This window comes from Vibrio kanaloae, from assembly GCF_024347535.1.
GTDB lineage: Bacteria > Pseudomonadota > Gammaproteobacteria > Enterobacterales > Vibrionaceae > Vibrio > Vibrio kanaloae.
The window spans coordinates 1,373,120-1,391,446 of the sequence record NZ_AP025498.1 but is presented as its reverse complement, the minus strand read 5'-3'; the positions used below and the strand labels follow the sequence as shown (position 1 = coordinate 1,391,446).

13 protein-coding genes and 1 pseudogene are annotated in these 18,327 nt (G+C 44.7%); 9 read left to right on the top strand and 5 right to left on the bottom strand.

Annotated features, from left to right (window positions below; genetic code table 11):
* Positions 1-37: 37 nt before the first annotated feature.
* Positions 38-388: a VOC family protein gene (locus OCV24_RS20375; RefSeq protein WP_017058526.1), complete on the top strand. Its 351-nt coding sequence runs from the start codon at positions 38-40 to the stop codon at positions 386-388.
* A 103-nt stretch (positions 389-491) separates the two neighbouring features.
* On the opposite strand, the gene OCV24_RS20370 is transcribed toward OCV24_RS20375, so the two are convergent.
* Together OCV24_RS20370 and torT are read right to left on the bottom strand one after the other, a co-directional pair.
* Complete coding sequence (locus tag OCV24_RS20370) at positions 492-947, bottom strand: methylglyoxal synthase (protein WP_017058525.1); 456 nt, start codon at positions 945-947, stop codon at positions 492-494.
* Positions 948-1,008: 61 nt separating this feature from the next.
* Positions 1,009-2,037 carry a TMAO reductase system periplasmic protein TorT gene (gene torT / locus OCV24_RS20365; protein WP_029627309.1) on the bottom strand — a complete coding sequence of 343 codons (1,029 nt, stop codon included), beginning with the start codon at positions 2,035-2,037 and terminating at the stop codon, positions 1,009-1,011.
* Between the two features lie 92 nt (positions 2,038-2,129).
* Here torT and torS point away from each other — a divergent pair, with 92 nt between their 5' ends.
* Positions 2,130-5,147 carry a TMAO reductase system sensor histidine kinase/response regulator TorS gene (gene torS, locus OCV24_RS20360; protein WP_150878931.1) on the top strand — a complete coding sequence of 1,006 codons (3,018 nt, stop codon included), beginning with the start codon at positions 2,130-2,132 and terminating at the stop codon, positions 5,145-5,147.
* 174 nt (positions 5,148-5,321) lie between these two features.
* On the opposite strand, the gene OCV24_RS20355 is transcribed toward torS, so the two are convergent.
* Positions 5,322-7,676: a fatty acid cis/trans isomerase gene (locus OCV24_RS20355; protein ID WP_150878933.1), complete on the bottom strand. Its 2,355-nt coding sequence runs from the start codon at positions 7,674-7,676 to the stop codon at positions 5,322-5,324.
* Between the two features lie 193 nt (positions 7,677-7,869).
* A complete protein-coding gene (locus tag OCV24_RS20350; protein ID WP_136998248.1) occupies positions 7,870-9,108 on the bottom strand; it encodes an L-lactate MFS transporter in 1,239 nt (412 codons plus the stop codon).
* Between the two features lie 596 nt (positions 9,109-9,704).
* On the opposite strand from OCV24_RS20350, the gene OCV24_RS20345 reads away from it, so the two are divergent.
* A complete protein-coding gene (locus OCV24_RS20345) occupies positions 9,705-10,085 on the top strand; it encodes a hypothetical protein (protein WP_017058520.1) in 381 nt (126 codons plus the stop codon).
* A 167-nt stretch (positions 10,086-10,252) separates the two neighbouring features.
* Here OCV24_RS20345 and OCV24_RS20340 read toward each other — a convergent pair whose 3' ends face one another.
* Entirely contained in the window at positions 10,253-10,597 is a 345-nt protein-coding gene (locus OCV24_RS20340; protein WP_004730279.1) for a YajD family HNH nuclease, read from the bottom strand.
* 286 nt (positions 10,598-10,883) lie between these two features.
* Between OCV24_RS20340 and yghU the strand changes: the two genes are divergently transcribed.
* From yghU to OCV24_RS20315, 6 genes and pseudogenes are all read left to right on the top strand, one after another.
* On the top strand, positions 10,884-11,744 hold the full coding sequence (gene yghU, locus OCV24_RS20335) for a glutathione-dependent disulfide-bond oxidoreductase (protein ID WP_150878935.1): 861 nt from the start codon (positions 10,884-10,886) through the stop codon (positions 11,742-11,744).
* A gap of 178 nt (positions 11,745-11,922) precedes the next feature.
* A complete protein-coding gene (locus OCV24_RS20330) occupies positions 11,923-12,246 on the top strand; it encodes a DOPA 4,5-dioxygenase family protein (protein ID WP_136979864.1) in 324 nt (107 codons plus the stop codon).
* 463 nt (positions 12,247-12,709) lie between these two features.
* Positions 12,710-12,958: pseudogene (locus OCV24_RS20835) on the top strand (ABC transporter six-transmembrane domain-containing protein); the annotation flags it as partial.
* Positions 12,948-14,120, top strand: coding sequence for an efflux RND transporter periplasmic adaptor subunit (locus OCV24_RS20325; protein WP_137033776.1), 1,173 nt, complete (start codon positions 12,948-12,950; stop codon positions 14,118-14,120). The pseudogene OCV24_RS20835 and the gene OCV24_RS20325, both read left to right, overlap by 11 nt.
* Positions 14,120-17,299 (top strand): efflux RND transporter permease subunit, encoded by a 3,180-nt coding sequence (locus OCV24_RS20320; protein ID WP_150878937.1) that lies wholly within the window; start codon positions 14,120-14,122, stop codon positions 17,297-17,299. Before OCV24_RS20325 ends, OCV24_RS20320 begins: the two co-directional genes overlap by 1 nt.
* Positions 17,296-18,309: a helix-turn-helix transcriptional regulator gene (locus tag OCV24_RS20315; protein ID WP_046223939.1), complete on the top strand. Its 1,014-nt coding sequence runs from the start codon at positions 17,296-17,298 to the stop codon at positions 18,307-18,309. Before OCV24_RS20320 ends, OCV24_RS20315 begins: the two co-directional genes overlap by 4 nt.
* Positions 18,310-18,327: the final 18 nt, after the last annotated feature.

The window sequence follows — 18,327 nt, the reverse complement described above, 5'->3', positions numbered from 1 at the left end:
AAATTAGATCTCAAACCTGAATATAGAAGGATGCGATATGGAACATGGATCGATCAACTACATTGAATTTGCTGCACGAGATATGGCCGAAACTAAGGCATTTTTCAGTGCTGTGTTTGGCTGGAGTTTTGAAGATTATGGCCCAGAGTATTCTGCTTTCGAAGGTAAAGGTTTAATGGGGGGCTTCTATTTGGCAGATCTGGCGTCGAATACGGATAACGGCGCGGCGCTGATGGTTTTCTATAGCCAAGATCTTGAGCAAACCGAGCGCGATGTGATTGATGCTGGTGGTCAGATAAACCGTGAGATCTTTAGCTTTCCCGGCGGCAGACGTTTCCATTTTAGAGAGCCAAGTGGCAATGAGATGGCGGTGTGGAGTGAGAAGTAGAGAGACTCACTGAACTGTTTAATGTCTGAAAACGAGACATAAAAAAGCCTGCGATAATGCAGGCTTTTTAGTCTGTTCAGTAGAGAGCACATGTAACGTGCGATTAAGTACGCTCAGCTAGATACGCTTCGTAATCTGGGATCTCAATGATCACTTCTTCTTCAAGCAATGAAGAATTAAATAGGAAGTTAGCGGTAGCACGGTTGGTTGCAACAGGAATGTTCCACACACTTGCAATACGAAGTAGTGCTTTCACATCTGGATCGTGTGGTACAGCATTGAGTGGATCCCAGAAGAAAATCAGCATATCGATATTTCCTTCTGAAATAAGCGCGCCAAGCTGTTGGTCGCCGCCCATTGGGCCGCTGATCATACTTTTGATTGCTAAGCCTGTTTCTTTGCTGAGTAGAGAACCCGTGGTACCCGTTGCATATAGAAAATGACTTTGCAGCTTTTCTTTGTTTTCCTTAACCCATCTTAGTAGCTCTGGTTTGAAGTGGTCATGAGCAACCAAAGCGATATTCTTATGCGTTGGCATAGTACGTGTTGTTTTTTGCATGAATGTTCCCTAATTATTGTTCGTATTTTTATTGTTATTGAGTGCTTAACTCAATATATCACTATGGATTCACACTGAATACTGGTCGAAACTCAGAAGGTGACAATGAATCGGCAATAATTTGATCTTTTAATGTGGCAGGAGTGAGAGGTTCAATAACTGGAGCACTGTGTTTCTCATAAGGTTGCCCTCTCAAGTAATTAATGGCTTGCTTGAGTGACAAGCGACCTTGTTCGACCATTTTATCCGTAGGTGCAAAAAGGACTTTATTACGCAGTAAACCGCGGTAGATACCGTGACTCAAATAGCTCGAAATCAGACCTATTTCATTTGTTTTTCCTGCTGCTCTGAGTTCACTGATCGCCGCTTCGATAGCAACCGCGCTTCCGACAATATATTGAATATTAGGCTGCTCAATGACTTGCTGGACAAGGTTTCGTTGTAGTTCTTTATCGTTATCAGCCCAATAGCTGATCGCGATTTCGACATCGCTCGTCTTGATCGCATCATAAAAGCCGAGAGCAACCGGCTTGGTGCCTCCGCTAGCTTGAGGGCCAAGTAACAGGGCGATGGGGGTTTTGCCGGAACCTTTAGGGTGTGATTTCGCTAAATACTCCCCAACTTGAAAGCCCATCTGATACCAATCAACGCCCACTGTACCTTTCAATATCTTCTGTTGAATTTTATTGACGGTAAGCTCATTGACCGTCACAAAAACGGGCGTTGAGCCGACCCAATCGGTCAGGTTATCGTGGTAAGCGTCAGGTGAAACCGTTCCTAAAATTATGGCGTCGGCCCCCCATTGAGTGCAAAGCACCAGTTGTGAAGCTTGTTTAGTTGCGTTGGGGTAACCGCCTGCTTCCAAAACTTTTAGCTCGACTTGCTGTTTTTCTGCTTCCGAGACCATACCGTAGTTAACGGACAACCAATAAGAGTCTTTCAGGTGCGGATAAATGGCACAAACTTTCTCTTTTTTGATTACAGCGGTAGCCGATTCTATCGGGCTTGGAAGCATGCTAGCACTAGCGTTACTGCTTATTACAGTAAACAAAGCTAGGAGAAGTCTTGAAGCGAAAGGTTTAAATAGCATGGATTGCCGTTTTGTTGGTCTTAGATAAGAAACACTGCAAAATATAGCGTATTCTGCAGGGGTAGAGAAGAACGTTTTAAGGTTTAGATTTTATGTTATTAGCTTCAGCAAGTATTGGACGCAAGCTACTAGCCTCATTTTTAGTGATGGCGATGCTCGTTCTTTTGTCTGCATTGATCGGTGTTTCTGGATTTAGCTTTGTAGCAAAAACAGAGAGAAACGTTGTTGATTCGGCACTGCCTGCGATGATTGAAGCTCGTCAGGTTTCCGGATTGAGTAATCGCATCATTTCGTCTGTACAAACACTTTCCAATGCAAGAAATGAAGCAGAGAGAAAAAAAGCCGGCACTGTTTTGTTTGATCAGCTTGAGGCGCTATTACAACATATCAAGGAACTAGGGAGTGACAGTTTTGACTCCGAGCTGCTTGATGAACTTGAAAACAATGTTCAAAGTGTTATCAATACATTGGCTGAGCTTGGTGTCTCTGTAAAGCGTAAGCTTTGGCTCGCCAAAGAACTGTCGTCTCGTGTTGAAGAGATGCGTTTACTCGCTGAAGAGCTTGAACAATTAACTCGTACTCAAGTTTTAAATACGGCCACCATTGCTGTAGCTAATGTCACACACATCTACGATCTGCTAGAAACCGAAGAGACAGATAAAGCCTACCAAGCACTTGATGCACTGGTTGAGGTTGATCTCGATTTATCTGAACGGTTGCATGAATTGCACCTGCTAGCCTTTAAAATGCTTAATCAAATTGAAGAAACTCAAACCGTTACCAATGTCGAGCGTATTCATCAGATAAAAGCTGAATTCGAATCTAATCTGAGAGTTATGGCACGCCGTGTTAAAGCGGTAGAGGATCCTACTCGTTCTGCGCAGATGGCCCAATTATTGGATGAACTGAAGCGACGACAAGTGGTGTTTGATATCGCTCTAGAGAGGTATGAGAACAACAAACAATCCGAACTCTTAATGCAGAATACTTTGCAGTTATTTTCTCAATTAAATACCACCGTCAATCAACTTATTGATGATTCAAATCGGAGTACAAAGAAAGCAGTAGATGAACTGACATCCACTCTGAGTTTGGCTCAATGGTCGCTCTCGGTTATCTCCATAATAGGTCTGGTTATTGTGATTTTCATTGTGTGGCGTGTTGTTTATATTTCAGTAGTTAAACGTCTTACCGAGTATTCCTCTGCATTAATGTCGATCGCCCAAGGGCGTTTAAACATTGATATCTCAGTAAAAGGTAATGATGAACTCGCTCATATGGGGGAAGCCATTATCACCGCCAGAAATACGGCTCAAGCGTTGCAAGTGGTTGCTGTGGGCGAAGCTAAAGCGAAACGAGAACTTGAAGAGCACAAAGAGCATCTTGAAGAGTTAATCACTGAACGCACATATCAATTGCAACAAACTAACGAAAAACTGAATGTCGAAGTAAGTAACCACGCCAAAGCTCGTCACGCTGCAGAACAAGCGAGCCGTGCAAAGTCAGTTTTCCTAGCGACCATGAGTCACGAAATCAGAACACCAATGAATGGGGTGCTAGGTACAGCGAGATTGCTTAAAGACACTGGCCTAAATCCTTTACAGTCTGGTTATGCTGATATCATCAACCGCAGTGGTAAGAACCTGTTAGCGATTTTAAACGATGTACTTGATTATTCGAAGATTGAAGCGGGTCATTTAGAGATCCGAGTCGCTTCCTTCGACCTCCATCAAATGGTTCAAGATACTTATCAGTTGATGGAAGGGAGAGCCGGTGAGAAGAAGCTGAATTTTGATTTCCATATTGAAAGCGACGTGCAACGCTATTGGCGTGGTGACGTAACGCGAATCAGTCAAATCTTGAATAATTTGGTCGGTAACGCGATTAAGTTTACGGAAAGTGGCTCGGTCGATATCTTTATTAGCTTAGATATCGAAGATGAAAATCGAGTGATGTTTGAAGTGTCAGATACCGGTGTCGGTATTGATGCTAGCGAACAAGCTTGTCTGTTTGATGCCTTTACTCAAACCGACAGCGGTCGCAACAAAACCGGTGGCACAGGGCTTGGATTAGCGATCAGCAAAAGCATCATGCTGGCAATGAACGGGGATATTGGTGTTCATTCTGAAGAAAGCGAGGGTAGCCAGTTCTGGTTCTCACTGCCACTTGAAGCCGGTGAGAAGATAGAAACTAAAGTACCGGTCATTGAAGCGTGTATTCGAGCTAAGGTACTTCTGATTGAAGACAACCCCGTAAACTGCATCGTTGCTGAAGGCTTCTTGAATAACTTGGGGCACGAGGTTGTGATCGCGACAACAGGACAAGAAGCGAGAGCCATATTCAGTGAGCAAGAGTTCGATATTGCGCTGGTGGACATTAACTTACCGGACTGCGATGGCGTCGAGTTAATTCAACAACTCAAAGACGATGCGCTTCAGCATGAGAGTGAAGAAGACGTAATTCGAAAAGTACCACCAATGATCGCAGTATCGGCTCATGTGTTTAACGAAGAAGTAGAAAGCTACTTGTCGTCTGGCTTCGATGGTTTCTTACCTAAGCCGTTAGAGAAGGAAGCCTTGTCGGAATTGATTGTTGAGCAGTTGGACGGCCACACGCTGTTGCTGCCTCAGCCCGATCCAAACGATACCGTTTGTAAGCAAAACGGTAACCGTGTTACTAAGAGCAACTATGATGAACTGCACTCGACACAGTTGGCTGATGTTTTGACGAAACGCGCGACGACAACTGACGCTTTAGATGAAGGAGACATTCCGGTGAAACTGATTGATTCCAAGGTGATAGAGGGTGACCTATCGATTCTTGGTTTAGAGAAAATGAAGCAAATCGTTGTGCTTTTCGAGGAGAGCAGCAACCTTACTTTGAATGAATTAGTTGAGGCGAGTGAAGCCGATAGTGGACGAGAAGTGAAGTCTTTGGCGCACAAGCTTAAAGGATCTGCGGGTAGCTTGGGTTTATCTGCCCTGTACAGTTTGTGTCAGAGCATTGAAGCAAGCGAAGCCCCATTACTGCAGTACAGAGATAACGACCAAGCTTTATCTGAATTGGTTAAAGATTCGTTAGAGGCTCTCCTCCCTTATGTTTCTGCTTAATGGTGTAGGTTTGTTTTAAGCAATACCCAATCAGCAAGACCAACAAAAAATCCTCTGTACGAATATCGTCAGAGGATTTTTTATATCATGCAAGTGAACCTTCTTTCAGAACGACTAGCCTCTTAAAACTAGTCTCTCCCAAGAGCTAGAACTAAAACTAAGGCTTATCACTTATTATCTATTTTCAAAGCGGTTGTAATCCAACAAGCCAAACTCAATAGGCTGATCTTTTTGATACCAACGATGCACACGGTCACTGAACGACCAAAATTTCGGAGAGCTGCGTCGTACTGCAAATTTATCAAGTAACGCTATGTAGTCTTCTTCTGTGTTCAAGTTTTGTAGTGTTTTAACGAGGTTCGGAATCTCGTTCTCTGTTAATGATAGGTAAGCTTCGGGGTAGCTGCCCAACACACCACGGACGAGCGTTAAGTCATCATTGGCGTAATCACGGTTACTTTCTTCATCAAAAAGGCTCGAAATGTTGCTGTGAGCGTTGTTATGAATCATGGTGAACAACTGGTCCTGGCCGTTTTTGCCTTCAATCATAATCATCACTAGTTGTGGTACATGACGTAAGCCTTCGCCCCGAATCAAACTCACTTGATTAAGCAGAGCCTCGTTTTTTTTACCAAACCCAGTCTCAACAATATCAAAGCGATTATCGAGTACAGGTGCTAGTCTATCTTTGAGCATGTGCAGCAGTTCACGCTTCGGATCGTCGGTTTTGTAAATCACGCTGGTTGGCTGCTCAAAAGGAGCAATATTACGCTGCAAAAAGTCACTTAATTGTACGCTTTGATTTTGGTACCAACTTGAATGCTCTATATGTCGGAAGTCTTTAGGAAGAAGGGTTAAGAAATTGCTCTCACCCTCAAGGCGTAAGAAATCCATAAACATACGAGTAATCAGTTGGTGGCCAAAGTTACCATACACATCAAATCCTGCTACAAGAAGGTAGTGAATTCGTTCTAAAAGAGCATAGTCAAGAACCCATGCCGTTTTCGGCTGAGGGCCAACCAAGCCTTGGACAACAGAGGCGCTATCAAAGTGTCTAAAGATGGTTAGAGCGGCATTGCGGTTAATGCCATTGCCGTCCCATATGATGCCAATGTCTAGGTTGACGCCACTTGCAAACCATTGGTTAGTGAAATCGGATTTAGCATTGAGATATCGTGCTTGTTGCTTTGAGTAGCGTACCCAATTAGTCGCCGGGACGGTATTGCTTTTTAATTCGCTCGGTAGCTTTAAGTTTTTCTTTTGACTGGCATAGAAGGCGTTGATTTCCGGTAAATCGGCTTTATCTGGGTCAATGAAGAATACCCAAAAACGGTCATTAATGACATTCAGTGCGAGCTGACCGCGGCACACCGGTCCTTTGATAAAGGCCATGATGGTGTTTTGTGCGTTATCCAACATGAAGTGGAAACGTGAGTTTACCGGCATCGCTTCGAAAGAAGTCATAGGGTTGGCTGCAACATCTATGTCATAGCTAGGAAGTTGTTTGACTTGGTAATCAGCATCTACAAACCACGTATTCCATTTTTGTAGGCGCTCTTTATTTAGCGCGAAAGGCATGTGCGTCTTGTCAACAATCGTGCCTTGCTCTGGAATTAATCGGTAGTAGACTCGGGCGACTTTTGGATCGTCGTAAGGGCGACGAGTCGTAATGCGCTGGACTGTTTCGCCTGGTGGTGTTGCGGAACGAACGATTGAGAAGAAACGTGTTGGCCGCCCTAAATCAGAAAAATAGACGTGCGATAAAAACAGATGCTCGTAGATGTAACGCGCGGAGAGCTGACTCTTGTTCGAGTTTTTATTCAGGAAGCTTTCATAGACGTTAACAAGCCTTTTCTCGGCATCGTTTAGCGGAATATGCTCGTTCATCAATGCCCCGTTTTCTAACCAGCTCATTAATGTCGCATACTCCGTCTTGTCGAGGTTTGGCATGCCATAAGGCATCCCCCAAGTCGGGTAGTCTTTTTCATATTGAGGATATTCTTCGATGGTTGGACACCGTTGGTCACGATCGGTTGAAAAGTCGAAACCTTCAAGCTGGGTTTGATCGGGTAGAGGGTGATTTTCTTTCTGCATTAACATGCGAGAGACCAGTCCAGCATCTAGGTTAGCCGTTGAGTTCTGCATACGCTCGTTAAGTACCGGGTGGAAATCAGCATCACGCCACTCTTGTGTGGTTAACGCGTCTTCAAACAAACGAGTAGGGGCTGAAGCGGTTAAGCGAGTGCCTTGGTAGACAAGTGCCTTACTTGCGCCACGATCGATACCTTCCACCGAAGACATTTTGAGTTGGCAAGGTGCGTCGTAGCACGCATGACACACCACACATCGGTTATTAATGATGGGCTTTACTTCGTCAATGAAGTGCTGTGCTTGAGCAGAAAGAATAGGAACTTGGTGATTACGAACTTGCTGTTCACCAAATAGTTCATCGAAGTTTAAACCCGCGTATACGGCACAACCTGAGAAGACGCTTACGAAAGCTAAAATGAATATTTTTTTCAAATTCATAGGTATTTAAATATTAGGAGTTTTTCCAATTATATCGAAAAGGCTTATGTTCTAACAATGTTACGGACAAAGTGGTTAATAGGGTTAATCAGTAGGAGAGAGATGAGGACTCGGGTTCGATTGTCGTTTGATACAAAAAGAGCCTAACCCTCAGGCTAAGCTCTTCAGTAACAAATTCAATCTTTTCTGACGATTAAGCTTGAGATGCTTTTAGTTCAGACACCTTAGCTTCAGAGATAGGCTTAGTGATGATTGCTAGAACAATACACACTGCCATCATAACTGCAGAGATTGTGTAAGCTAGGCCGTAACCTTCACCATTCGTCATTGAGTAACCAACAACCGCTGCACCGATAGCGCCGCCGATACCCCATGCTGTATAAAGCACGCCGTAGTTTGTACCGTAGTTTTTCAGGCCGTAGAACTCAGCAGTTAGAGTTGGGAATACGGCTAGAAGCGTACCGTAACCTACAGCTGCGATAGCCGTACCAATGATTAGCGTGAATTCAGAGTTGAATGTAGCGAATAGAGCCATGTTCGCGCCTTGAAGGATGAACGCTAGCAGTAGAGTACGTACGCCACCGATTTTATCTGCAAGCATACCCGCAGCAACGCGGCCGCCTGAGTTGAATACAGCAAGGATAGACGCTAAGTAAACGGCGTTTGGTAGGTTCGCTTGAACGCTAGCAATCGTAGTGATGTTACCGATGATCATAAGGCCAACAGACGCAGCAAATGCGTACATGATCCATAGAGAGTAGAACTGAGGAGTCTTCAGCATTACTTTCCAAGTTAGGTCTTCAGTTTTCTTAACCGCTTTAGGTGTTTGGCCTGCTTTTACTTTTGGCTCAGCTGGCGTGTAATCCGAAGGTGGGTTGTTGATCGTTGCTGCCAGAGGTACTGCAATTGCAAGTACACCAACACCAAGAATCATAAAGCTTGTTTGGATACCCATGCTGTTGATTAGCGCAGAAGTTACTGGCGCTAGGTAAATAGCTGCAAGACCGAAGCCCGCTGCGATTAGACCGTTAACCATACCTTTCTTAGAAGAGTGGAACCATTTCATTGCAGATGGAGAAAGACAGGCGTAACCGAAGCCGATACCAGCACCTGTCATCACACCAAACGTTAGGTTTAGCATCATAGGAGTTGTCGCGAAACCAGAAGCAATCATGCCCAGGCCTGTAAGTGCTGTACCTAGAATAAGGATTTTACGTGGCCCCATGCGGTCTTGTAGGATGCCTGCAATAAGAAGACAAACAGAGAATGTGATAGTTGCAATAGCGTAAGGTGAAGATGCTTCAGCAGCACTCCAACCAGCTTCAGTCACTAGCGCCTTGTTAAATACACTCCAAGCATACAGGATGCCAAGACAAAGGTTGATACAGAAGCCTGCCAGCAGGATACGTGTTGCTTTATCAATCTTGCTCATTTTTATTCTCAGTTTTGTCATCAATTATGTGGAGAGTCACTTAACTAATGACGGGTTATTGTGATTATTTCTTCAAAATTAGTTTGCGTTTTTCAACAGGTGACGCAAAAGAGCGCGGATTATAACCAATAAAAATGTGATTGGAATCTATTTTTCCGTTTTTGGTCAATTAAGCTTTCTTTGTTAACAGGGTGTTTTTTGTTGGTTTTTAAATTGTTTTCAACACCTTTCTATTTTGTTTTTTTAGTGCTGTCATCTTATTTATCTTTAGGGATTTTTTCGTCATGGTTTCTGAGTAGCCTTGTATTTCGTGCGGATATCACAAATTTTAGAATTATTTTAAATTTTTTATAAAGTTAACTTTGTGTAACAAAATAAATCAAAATAGCGCTTTGTTTATATGAGACAAGGAGTAACGGAGTCCAATTAAAAACAAGTTGTTAATTACTTGTTAATGGTGGTTTTTGTGGGTACTTTTGCTTACATTTTGTCCGATACAAGGGGTTGTGTTGTCGAGAGAAAGTGGGAAAATAGCACACAAACAAAGATTCCAAATTTGAAAGGATGCGTTTCCAACTTATGGCGAGGCGAGTATTATGAAACTGTTTTTAATTCTATTGATGTCAATTTCTGGTGGTTTGGCGGCAGCTGACCATATTCACTCTTTCTTGTTTGGCTTCTATATTGCTGCATTAGCGGTGGGTAGTTGCTATTGGCTTGCATTTCGCAGCACGCGTTTCCCGCAGTTGGCTTTAATGCTATTAATGTGTGGTTTCTTCGCGAAAATCGCTGTGACGGTTATCGGTGTTTCTTGGGGGATCTCGAACGATATCATTCAATCGCCGTTTATTTTCTCATTGTCATACCTGTTCTTCTTAGTGGTTGTGTCTTACGTTTGGTTTGCATACCGCGATAAATTGACGCTAAAAAAGCGCGCTAAGCAGATAGAAGAGTCTCGCAAACAAGCGGCAGCGTAATTCGATTTGATTCTTAAAAAGCTTTCTTCGGAAGGCTTTTTTGATCTTGCCTCGCTGAATTTGTAGGGCAGATAAAAGAACCCCCAGTATGGCGACATACTGGGGGTTCTTGTTATTTATCTAGTCTCTAGCCGCTATCATCTAGCAAATACAGGTCTTAACGTGTGTTACTTCTTCATCAACTTCGCTAGATCAGCAAAGGGATTGTGCGTTGCTGATTGATGGTCGTCTAAACGGGCTTTTGCATCAACACCGTAACGGTCATGATCCGTGTATTTTGAGTGCTCATGATCGTGACAGTACAAGCACAGTAGTTCCCAGTTGCTACCATCTTCAGGGTTGTTTGTATGGTCGTGATCCACGTGGTGAACGGTAAGCTCTCTTAAGTTTGAGTAAACAAATTCACGTGCACATTTACCACAAACCCAAGGGTACAGTTTTAGTGCTTTTTCGCGGTAGCCTTTCTCTTGGCGAGCGTACGCAGCACTCGAGCCTGTGTAATCAGAAGACATTGCCTAATCCTTATCAATTGTAATCTCCCGATTTTATCACAGCTTTCTGGAACGGGTAGGACTGTCGTTGCTAAATGATGCTCTAGACTGACCAACATTAAATGAGGTTCGAAACAAGATTAGAATAGGTGCTTACCTTTTATATGAATCCTCTTGGTAAACGGGTTATGTCTTTCAGGAATAAGCCATGCTTAACAGTTTGAAAATAAATCGTATTCAGGGGTTTTAACCAAGGACATGTGACCTAATATCAGTTTGTGAGACCCTATATTAATAAGGAAATATCATGTCACAACAATACACACCGCCAAAAGTTTGGGTTAACGATACTGCTGCTGGTGGTAATAAGTGGGCAAACATTAACAGCCCTGAATCTGGCGCTCGATTTGATAAAGAGCTTCCTGTTGGTGACCATGCTTTGCAACTGTATTCTCTTGGCACACCTAACGGCCAGAAAGTCACTATCATGCTAGAAGAGCTGTTGGCGGCGGGTGTTAAAGAAGCTGAATATGATGCGTACTTGATCAATATTGGCGAGTCAGACCAATTTTCATCTGGTTTTGTTGGCATAAACCCAAACTCTAAAATACCAGCACTTGTCGACAAGTCTGGTGATGAAGACGTTAATGTTTTCGAATCGGCATCTATCTTGATGCATCTGGCTGAAAAGTTTGGTTACTTCCTACCAAAAGAAGGAGAGGCAAGAACGCAAACTATCAATTGGTTGTTCTGGGCACAAGGTTCAGCGCCATTCTTAGGTGGTGGTTTTGGTCACTTCTACGCTTACGCTGATGAAAAACAAGAGTACCCAATTAACCGTTTTGCGATGGAAGCTAAGCGTCAACTAGACGTGTTAGACAAACAGTTAGCAAACAACACATTTGTTGCAGGTGAAGAGCTTAGCATCGCTGATATCGCGATTTGGCCTTGGTATGGCAACCTTGTACTAGGCAAGCTGTATGATGCTGCTGAGTTCCTACAAGTTGAGTCTTACACCAATGTCGTTCGTTGGGCGAAGCAACTTGAAGCGCGTGAAGGTTTCCAACGCGGCCGAGTCGTTAACCGCTCATTTGGCGAAGAGTGGGAGCAAGTACCAGAGCGCCATTCTGCTGAAGATATTGATCGTGTTTTAAAACTACGCCCGTAGGTCTTCAAAGCGATGGTCGACACCACGTCATAGAGTTTGTTTTACCGGCCAACGTTGACTCAAACTCTATTTTTGTTTCTTATGGATCCTTTGGAAAGTAAGTCCACTTATTTAGACTTAGCTATTGAAGGCGGTTTAGGTATAAAATCGCGATATCATAATTCTAAAGGATGGTGCCATGTACCACGGTCACGTTTATTTCCCTCTGCGATTTGCAGAGCAAGCTGAGACACTACGTCAGAAAATTATTACAGAGCGTAAGGATGTATTAGAGGTTTATCCATTGATACAGCGCTTGGTAGGCCCACATAAAATGCCAATGTTTGAGGTCCATTTTGTTAATAAAGAATCTGGATTTGTTGAGTGGCTTGAGCAAGCACGAGGAGATATGTCAGTGCTGATTCACCCAGTAACGGAGGGCGAAGAGACCTTAGATCATACCGTTCGTGCTACGTGGCTTGGTCGCGAGTTAGGTGTGTTTGAAGAAGCGCTAACCAGTTAATTCAATTTTTCGCCCGACAATACGTAACGAATAAACGTACTGTCGGGTGTGCCGGTACACCCCTCGTTTTGCTCATCGACTTCTTATTGAAATGTTAGTTTCACTAGCTATTCCCCTGTAATAACACGCCACAACTGCAGCGCCTAGTGCATTAATATGTTGATTAGGCTCACCATCAAATAGCGATACATATCTCGATAGTTACCACTGTCCACACTAACGTTTCTTATGAGTGACAATAAGGGAGTTTTGGTAAATAAAAGCTCCCTTATTGTAAACTACCTACCTAACACAGCAATTTGGGACACTTTTTCCCATGCCGAATTGGTAATACTGACGCCATATTCATTTATGGGCTCAATAATGCTATTCAAACATCCCATCTCTCTTCTGACGATTATTCGTCTTAATCCATTACAGGTCGCCGCGACTTGGTTAATGATATTGGCTGAAAACGTGATGCTTAGTCTACGGGCTGATCTTTACTGTGTTGTTTGGCGCGGTAGTCGGCAATTTGTGGATGGTGAGCCGGCTTATTGGGCCAACCGCGGGGCAAGTGTTCTCCATTGTTACCTATTCACTGGAGTTTGTTGAAACTGCCGTAATGCTGCCAATCACATTACAAACCCTTTCTCGTCTTACTGAAATCAGTCAGCGACTTAATCACACCTCCGTTCAACAGGCTACCAAGGAGATGCCTTATGAGATTTAAAAAGCCACTTTCAGTACTTGTCGGTTGTGCGGCTATCTTTGTTGCTTTGGTTGTTGTCGATGAATTAGAACCCGAGGCGGTAGAGCCCGTAAAGAAACAAGCGGTACTGGCTCCCGTTTCCGTGTTGGAGGTGACGCCATCACAACACGAATCGACGTTAACGGTATTAGGCTTGACCGCTGCTCGTTGGCCGATTCAGCTGAAAGCGTCGAGAAGTGCGCAATTGAAATGGCTGAATGAAAACATTGAGCCGGGAAAGTTGGTTAGCAAAGGCGATGTGTTAGCGAGGCTAGATACCAGTGCCGTCGATGCGAACTTGGCACAAGCGTTAAGTGCATTGAAACAAGCGGAACTTGAGTTGAAACAGGCTAAGCATGAGCAAACGGTCGCTCTCAAAATGCTTAACTCAAAAACAAGTTCATCCTTTGCTCGCAGAGAGCCTCAATTACTTGCAGCGAAAGCAAATCTAAAACAAGCAAAACAGGCTTACATAAGCGCGCGGAAACTACTGGAAGAGTCGGTGATTACCGCGCCTTTTGATGCGGTCATCATGAAACGCCACATTAGCCCGAGAGAGTGGATAGAGTCGGGGCAAGTGACCTTTGAATTAGCTGCCAGTGATTCGATTGATATTGAGCTGCCTATCTCTGAAATGCACTGGCAACAAGTACAAGCCGCCTTAGTTAAGCCAAGTATTCGTGTCGTCAGTCGTTCTGGGAATCAATGGCCGGCGAAGGTGCGCTATGTGTCTCCGGAAGTGGATTCGGTGACTCGTCAAAGACAGGTGGTACTCTTGGTTGAAGACCCTTACCAAAACAAGCCAAGACTGTTTCCGAATCAGCAGATTCAAGCCGTGGTTAACTTAGGTCTAAAAGATGACGTAGTAAGCGTACCTCTGAGCGCGATGACCCGAGATGGGTATGTGTGGACGTTAGACAAAGAAGATCGTTTACAAAAAGAGTCGGTAGCGCTCATTGGACAAGGCGGCCAACAGCTCGATATTCGCTTCAATGATCAAAGTGATAAAGCTCGCCGTGTGGTGCAATATCCGCTTTCTTCGATGCTAATTGGTAAACAAGTCGCGCCTAGATTCTATGAAGGACGCTCTGAAGCAATGCTTGCCGGCAAATCTGATGCAGCACAGATTAAGGAATCAAACTAATGAGTTGGATGACTAAATGGTTTATTAACAATCCAGTCGCCGCTAATTTGTTGATGATGGCGATTGTTATTAGTGGCGTGCTGGCATTTGGGCTGTTACGTGTTGAGTCGTTTCCACAAATTGCACCATCTTCAATCAGCATTACCGTGGCTTACCCCGGCGGTACAGCGCAACAGATCGATGAGAGCGTGACCCAGCGAATCGAAGAGTCGATCAGCGGTATTCCAGTCATCAAACAGATCACCAGTCAGTCGAGTGCTAGCGTTTCTAGAGTCGTGGTGCGTAAAACCAGCAGCGCAGATTTAGACAAGCTGTTGGATGACATTCGTAATCAAGTTAACGCCATCAATGGCTTTCCCGTGCAAGCAGAAAGGCCGCAAGTCGTGCGTAACGAATTTACCAATTTAGCGGCGTTTGTGGTGGTGTCTGGGCCAAGAACCGATGACGAACTGCAACCTATCGCCAAGCAACTTGAACAAGCACTGAAGAAGAACCCGCGTATCTCGAAAGTATCAAATTGGGGAACTCGCGCATCTCAATTGGTTATCGAGCCAGATCCTGACCAACTGAAAGCGTTGGGGTTGAGTTTAGAAGATCTCGCAGAGCTCGTTGAGCAGCGTTCGCTTGAGACTCGTAGCGGTGAACTGATCAGTGACAAAGGCCGAATGGTGATTCGTGGTGAGGGTTATGCCGATGATCTACAGAAGCTGAATCAGCTTGTCGTAATTTCGGGAAGCAACGGAAAAATACTGTTGGGTGATATCGCCAAGTTAAGTCGTGGCTACCAGTACAGTGGTTCTATCGTGCGTAACAACGGCTCTAACGCCATCGCCTTATTGGTCAGCACTAGCCAAACCGACAATTTGCTTAAAGTCAGTGAAGCGATTAGCGAAACATTGGCTGTACAACGCGCGATTTTGCCGTCGGATATTGAGTTGAATACCATGGCCGACATGGCACCTTACATCGAAGACCAGTTATTTCGCCTGAGTGAGAACGCATGGCAAGGCTTGTTAATAGTTCTGATTTTGCTTGGCGTATTCCTTGAAATTAGGCTCGCGTTTTGGGTCGCAATGGGGATTCCGATTGCGCTGACTGGAACGCTAGCCGCAATGCAGTGGTTTAACTACAGCATCAACGACATCACCCTGTTTGGCTTTATCTTGGTGCTCGGTGTGCTGGTGGACGATGCAGTTGTTGTCGGGGAAGCGATACATGAAAAACGGACGGGTAACGTCGGCTATTCTCCTAATACCAATGGTTTCTCAAATATAAACGGCTCCTCAAATCTAAACGGGAAGACAGCCGCTTGGCAGGGCGTGCACTCCGTGTCAGTGGCAACTGTATTCGGTGTGCTGACAACCATCGCAGCGTTTTCTCCAATGTTATGGATTAACAATGAGTTAGCCAAGGTGCTTGCGGGGTTTTCTGCAGTAGTGATCTTCGCTTTGATCTTCTCACTTATCGAGAGCAAATTTATTCTGCCGTCACACTTGGCACAGCTTTCAGTGAAAAAGCCATCAACAAGTATCTTTGCCAAGGTGCAGAATGCTGCTCAAGGCGGGTTGCAGTGGTTCAATCTCAACATTTATAAGCCGGTATTGGAGTTTGCTCTTGGCTACAAAGTGGCGTCTTTGCTTGGGTTTGTGGCGGTTATTTCACTGGCTTATGGCATGTGGTCGAATGGTGCGATTCGCAGTGCGTTGTTCCCTGAAATTCCGGGGCGTTACATCACTGCGGTTATTGAGCTAGAAGATGGCGCGCCGTTGCCTTTACAGCGCCAAGCTTTGTTGCAAGTAGAGCAAGCAATGACGCAGGTCGAAAAGGGTTTAATGGAAGATTATCCGTTGCAAGAGAAGCCTGTTGTGAACCTGCTCGCTTGGTCTGATGGCTATGGTGAAATTGAAGTCACTGCCGAGCTCACCAATGAATCTTTAAGCTTATTGCCGGGTAACCTACTGTTGAAGCGATGGCGAGAAAAAACTGGGCAAATTGAAGGCGCTTACTCGGTTAAATTCAGCGCAGCTGAGGAGCCTGCTGGTGGCACATTCTTAACGATCTCTTCCAATGAACGTGAGCTTGCATCAAGAGTAAGCGAGCAGTTAGCCAATACATTAGCGTCGTTGAAAGGCGTTTCGGATGTTTACGACGATGGTCAGGACGGTTTACCGCAAGTTCGCTTGGTGTTAAATCAATATGGGCAACAGCTTGGGTTAACTCAAGCCACGCTAGCTCAACTCGCAGGAGAAGCGTTTGGCGAAAGAGAAGTGCATCGTCTGTTGGAAAACGGGCAAGAAACTAAGGTGCTGCTGCAATATCCAAGGGATGAGCGTAGAACCTTAGCTCAGTTGGAAGAAGCCATTATTATGTTGCCGAATGGTGGTAGTGTGATGATTGGCGATATTGCTGAGTTCCGCCACGAGCAAGAGCCGCAAGTGGTTTACCGCCGTGACCGAGAGCAAGTCATCAACCTGTATTGGAAGCAGAACCGTGACCTACAATCCCCAGAGAAAACACGTGAGCAACTCGAAGATACAATTGAATCTTTGCACTTACAGTTTCCAAGCGTGACCATCAAAGCGGGCGGCGAGTTTGAAGAAATCGGTGAGGTGTCAAACGGCTTCAAATCAGCGATGATACTAACGCTCATCATGATCTACATTTTGTTGGCGGTGCCATTGAAGTCTTATTGGCAACCAATGATCATCATGGCGGTAATACCATTCGGATTCGCAGGCGCGATTTTTGGTCATTACTTGATGGATTTGCCAATCAGCATTCTTTCTATGTTTGGCATGACGGCCATGACGGGGATTGTGATTAATGACTCGCTGGTGCTGATCACGCGTTTTAATGTTGAATATCGCCAAGGCGTGCCGTTACAGAAAGCGTTAGTAATCGCAGGTACTAGCCGTTTGAGAGCGATTTTCTTAACCACGATTACCACTGTGTGTGGGTTGTTGCCTTTGTTAAGCGAAACTGCGGAACAAGCACAATACTTAAAGCCTGCGGCGGTGTCGTTAGTGTTTGGTGAGTTGTTTGCCACAGCGGTAACGCTGATTTTGATTCCCGTACTGCTTGGTTTGTTTTGCCGTAAGCCACCTTTACTTGAAAATTTAATTGAAAAAGAACCGGGCGAAAAAGATTCATCAGAAGAACTCACTTTGGGGCGATCGTGATTGATTTTATAAAGGACAAAGACGATAGTGAAGTCAAGCTATCCGAGATCAGACCCAATGTACCTGAGAACAAAGACCGTATGAAGCAAGAGAACAAACCTGATTATCAATTGGTGCCTGGTTTCAAACTCGTGCCAGAGATTGCATTGATTGAATCTTTGCCAGAACATCTTCAAAAACGCTTTTCACATGCGCTTAATTTGATGCATGAAGAGTGGGGTGAGCGACGTACTTGGGAGGAGATAGCAACCGAGAGTGCGATTTCTCCCTATCACTTTCATCGGCAGTTTACTGAGCTGTTCAACGAAACGCCGGGCCAATATTTAGGTCGAGTTCGGCTGCAAGTCGCGGTCAGTTTGTTGCTCAATGATGAGCCGTGGAGCGTTATTGAAATTGCTCAGTATTGCGGGTTTTCATCGTCACAGTCGTTAGGTAAGGCGCTCAAGCGTGAACTTGGCGTCACGGCGAAGCACATTCGAGAAATGGGCTATAACGCGACTCCTAAAGAAACGGCAGATTTCATTCAGAAATTGGCCCATCCGGGCGTGCAGTCTTCAATGGAAGAAGAACTGGTTAAGTCGATGCCTACCGAATTGGCTTGGTATCCAGAGCGTGGCATGCAGAAGCTTAAACTAGACGATCCTGACTGGGACACTGTGTTTGAGATGTATGGTCAGAAGTCGACTCAGTTGATGGGCACCACACCGATTAAACAAATGAGAAATAAGTGGGACGACATCGACGTTGAAATTGGAAACTGGCAAGTCGCTAAAGACCGTTACGATAAGATCATTCCAGAAGGCTACTACTTGTGTAGCGATGTTTATCTGGTTTCGGATGTGGCGTATAGCACGGCCTTAGAAGCTCTGTTTAAGGCGGTTGAGCAACAAGGTTTGAAGTTAGATGTGCAAGGTTATTTGGTAGAGATGATTCGTCAGATCGACACGGATGATGTCGAAGGTGTGACGTTTGCATTCCAGTTACCTGTGTTAGCGACCTCAGAAAAGTAACTCCAGAGCGAGCGTTTC

Excerpts from the sequence above, each read along its gene's own strand:
- OCV24_RS20375 (WP_017058526.1), top strand. The coding sequence starts at position 38 with ATGGAACATGGATCGATCAACTACATTGAATTTGCTGCACGAGATATG.
- OCV24_RS20370 (WP_017058525.1), bottom strand. The coding sequence starts at position 947 with ATGCAAAAAACAACACGTACTATGCCAACGCATAAGAATATCGCTTTG.
- torT (WP_029627309.1), bottom strand. The coding sequence starts at position 2,037 with ATGCTATTTAAACCTTTCGCTTCAAGACTTCTCCTAGCTTTGTTTACT.
- torS (WP_150878931.1), top strand. The coding sequence starts at position 2,130 with ATGTTATTAGCTTCAGCAAGTATTGGACGCAAGCTACTAGCCTCATTT.
- OCV24_RS20355 (WP_150878933.1), bottom strand. The coding sequence starts at position 7,676 with ATGAATTTGAAAAAAATATTCATTTTAGCTTTCGTAAGCGTCTTCTCA.
- OCV24_RS20350 (WP_136998248.1), bottom strand. The coding sequence starts at position 9,108 with ATGAGCAAGATTGATAAAGCAACACGTATCCTGCTGGCAGGCTTCTGT.
- OCV24_RS20345 (WP_017058520.1), top strand. The coding sequence starts at position 9,705 with ATGAAACTGTTTTTAATTCTATTGATGTCAATTTCTGGTGGTTTGGCG.
- OCV24_RS20340 (WP_004730279.1), bottom strand. The coding sequence starts at position 10,597 with ATGTCTTCTGATTACACAGGCTCGAGTGCTGCGTACGCTCGCCAAGAG.
- yghU (WP_150878935.1), top strand. The coding sequence starts at position 10,884 with ATGTCACAACAATACACACCGCCAAAAGTTTGGGTTAACGATACTGCT.
- OCV24_RS20330 (WP_136979864.1), top strand. The coding sequence starts at position 11,923 with ATGTACCACGGTCACGTTTATTTCCCTCTGCGATTTGCAGAGCAAGCT.
- OCV24_RS20325 (WP_137033776.1), top strand. The coding sequence starts at position 12,948 with ATGAGATTTAAAAAGCCACTTTCAGTACTTGTCGGTTGTGCGGCTATC.
- OCV24_RS20320 (WP_150878937.1), top strand. The coding sequence starts at position 14,120 with ATGAGTTGGATGACTAAATGGTTTATTAACAATCCAGTCGCCGCTAAT.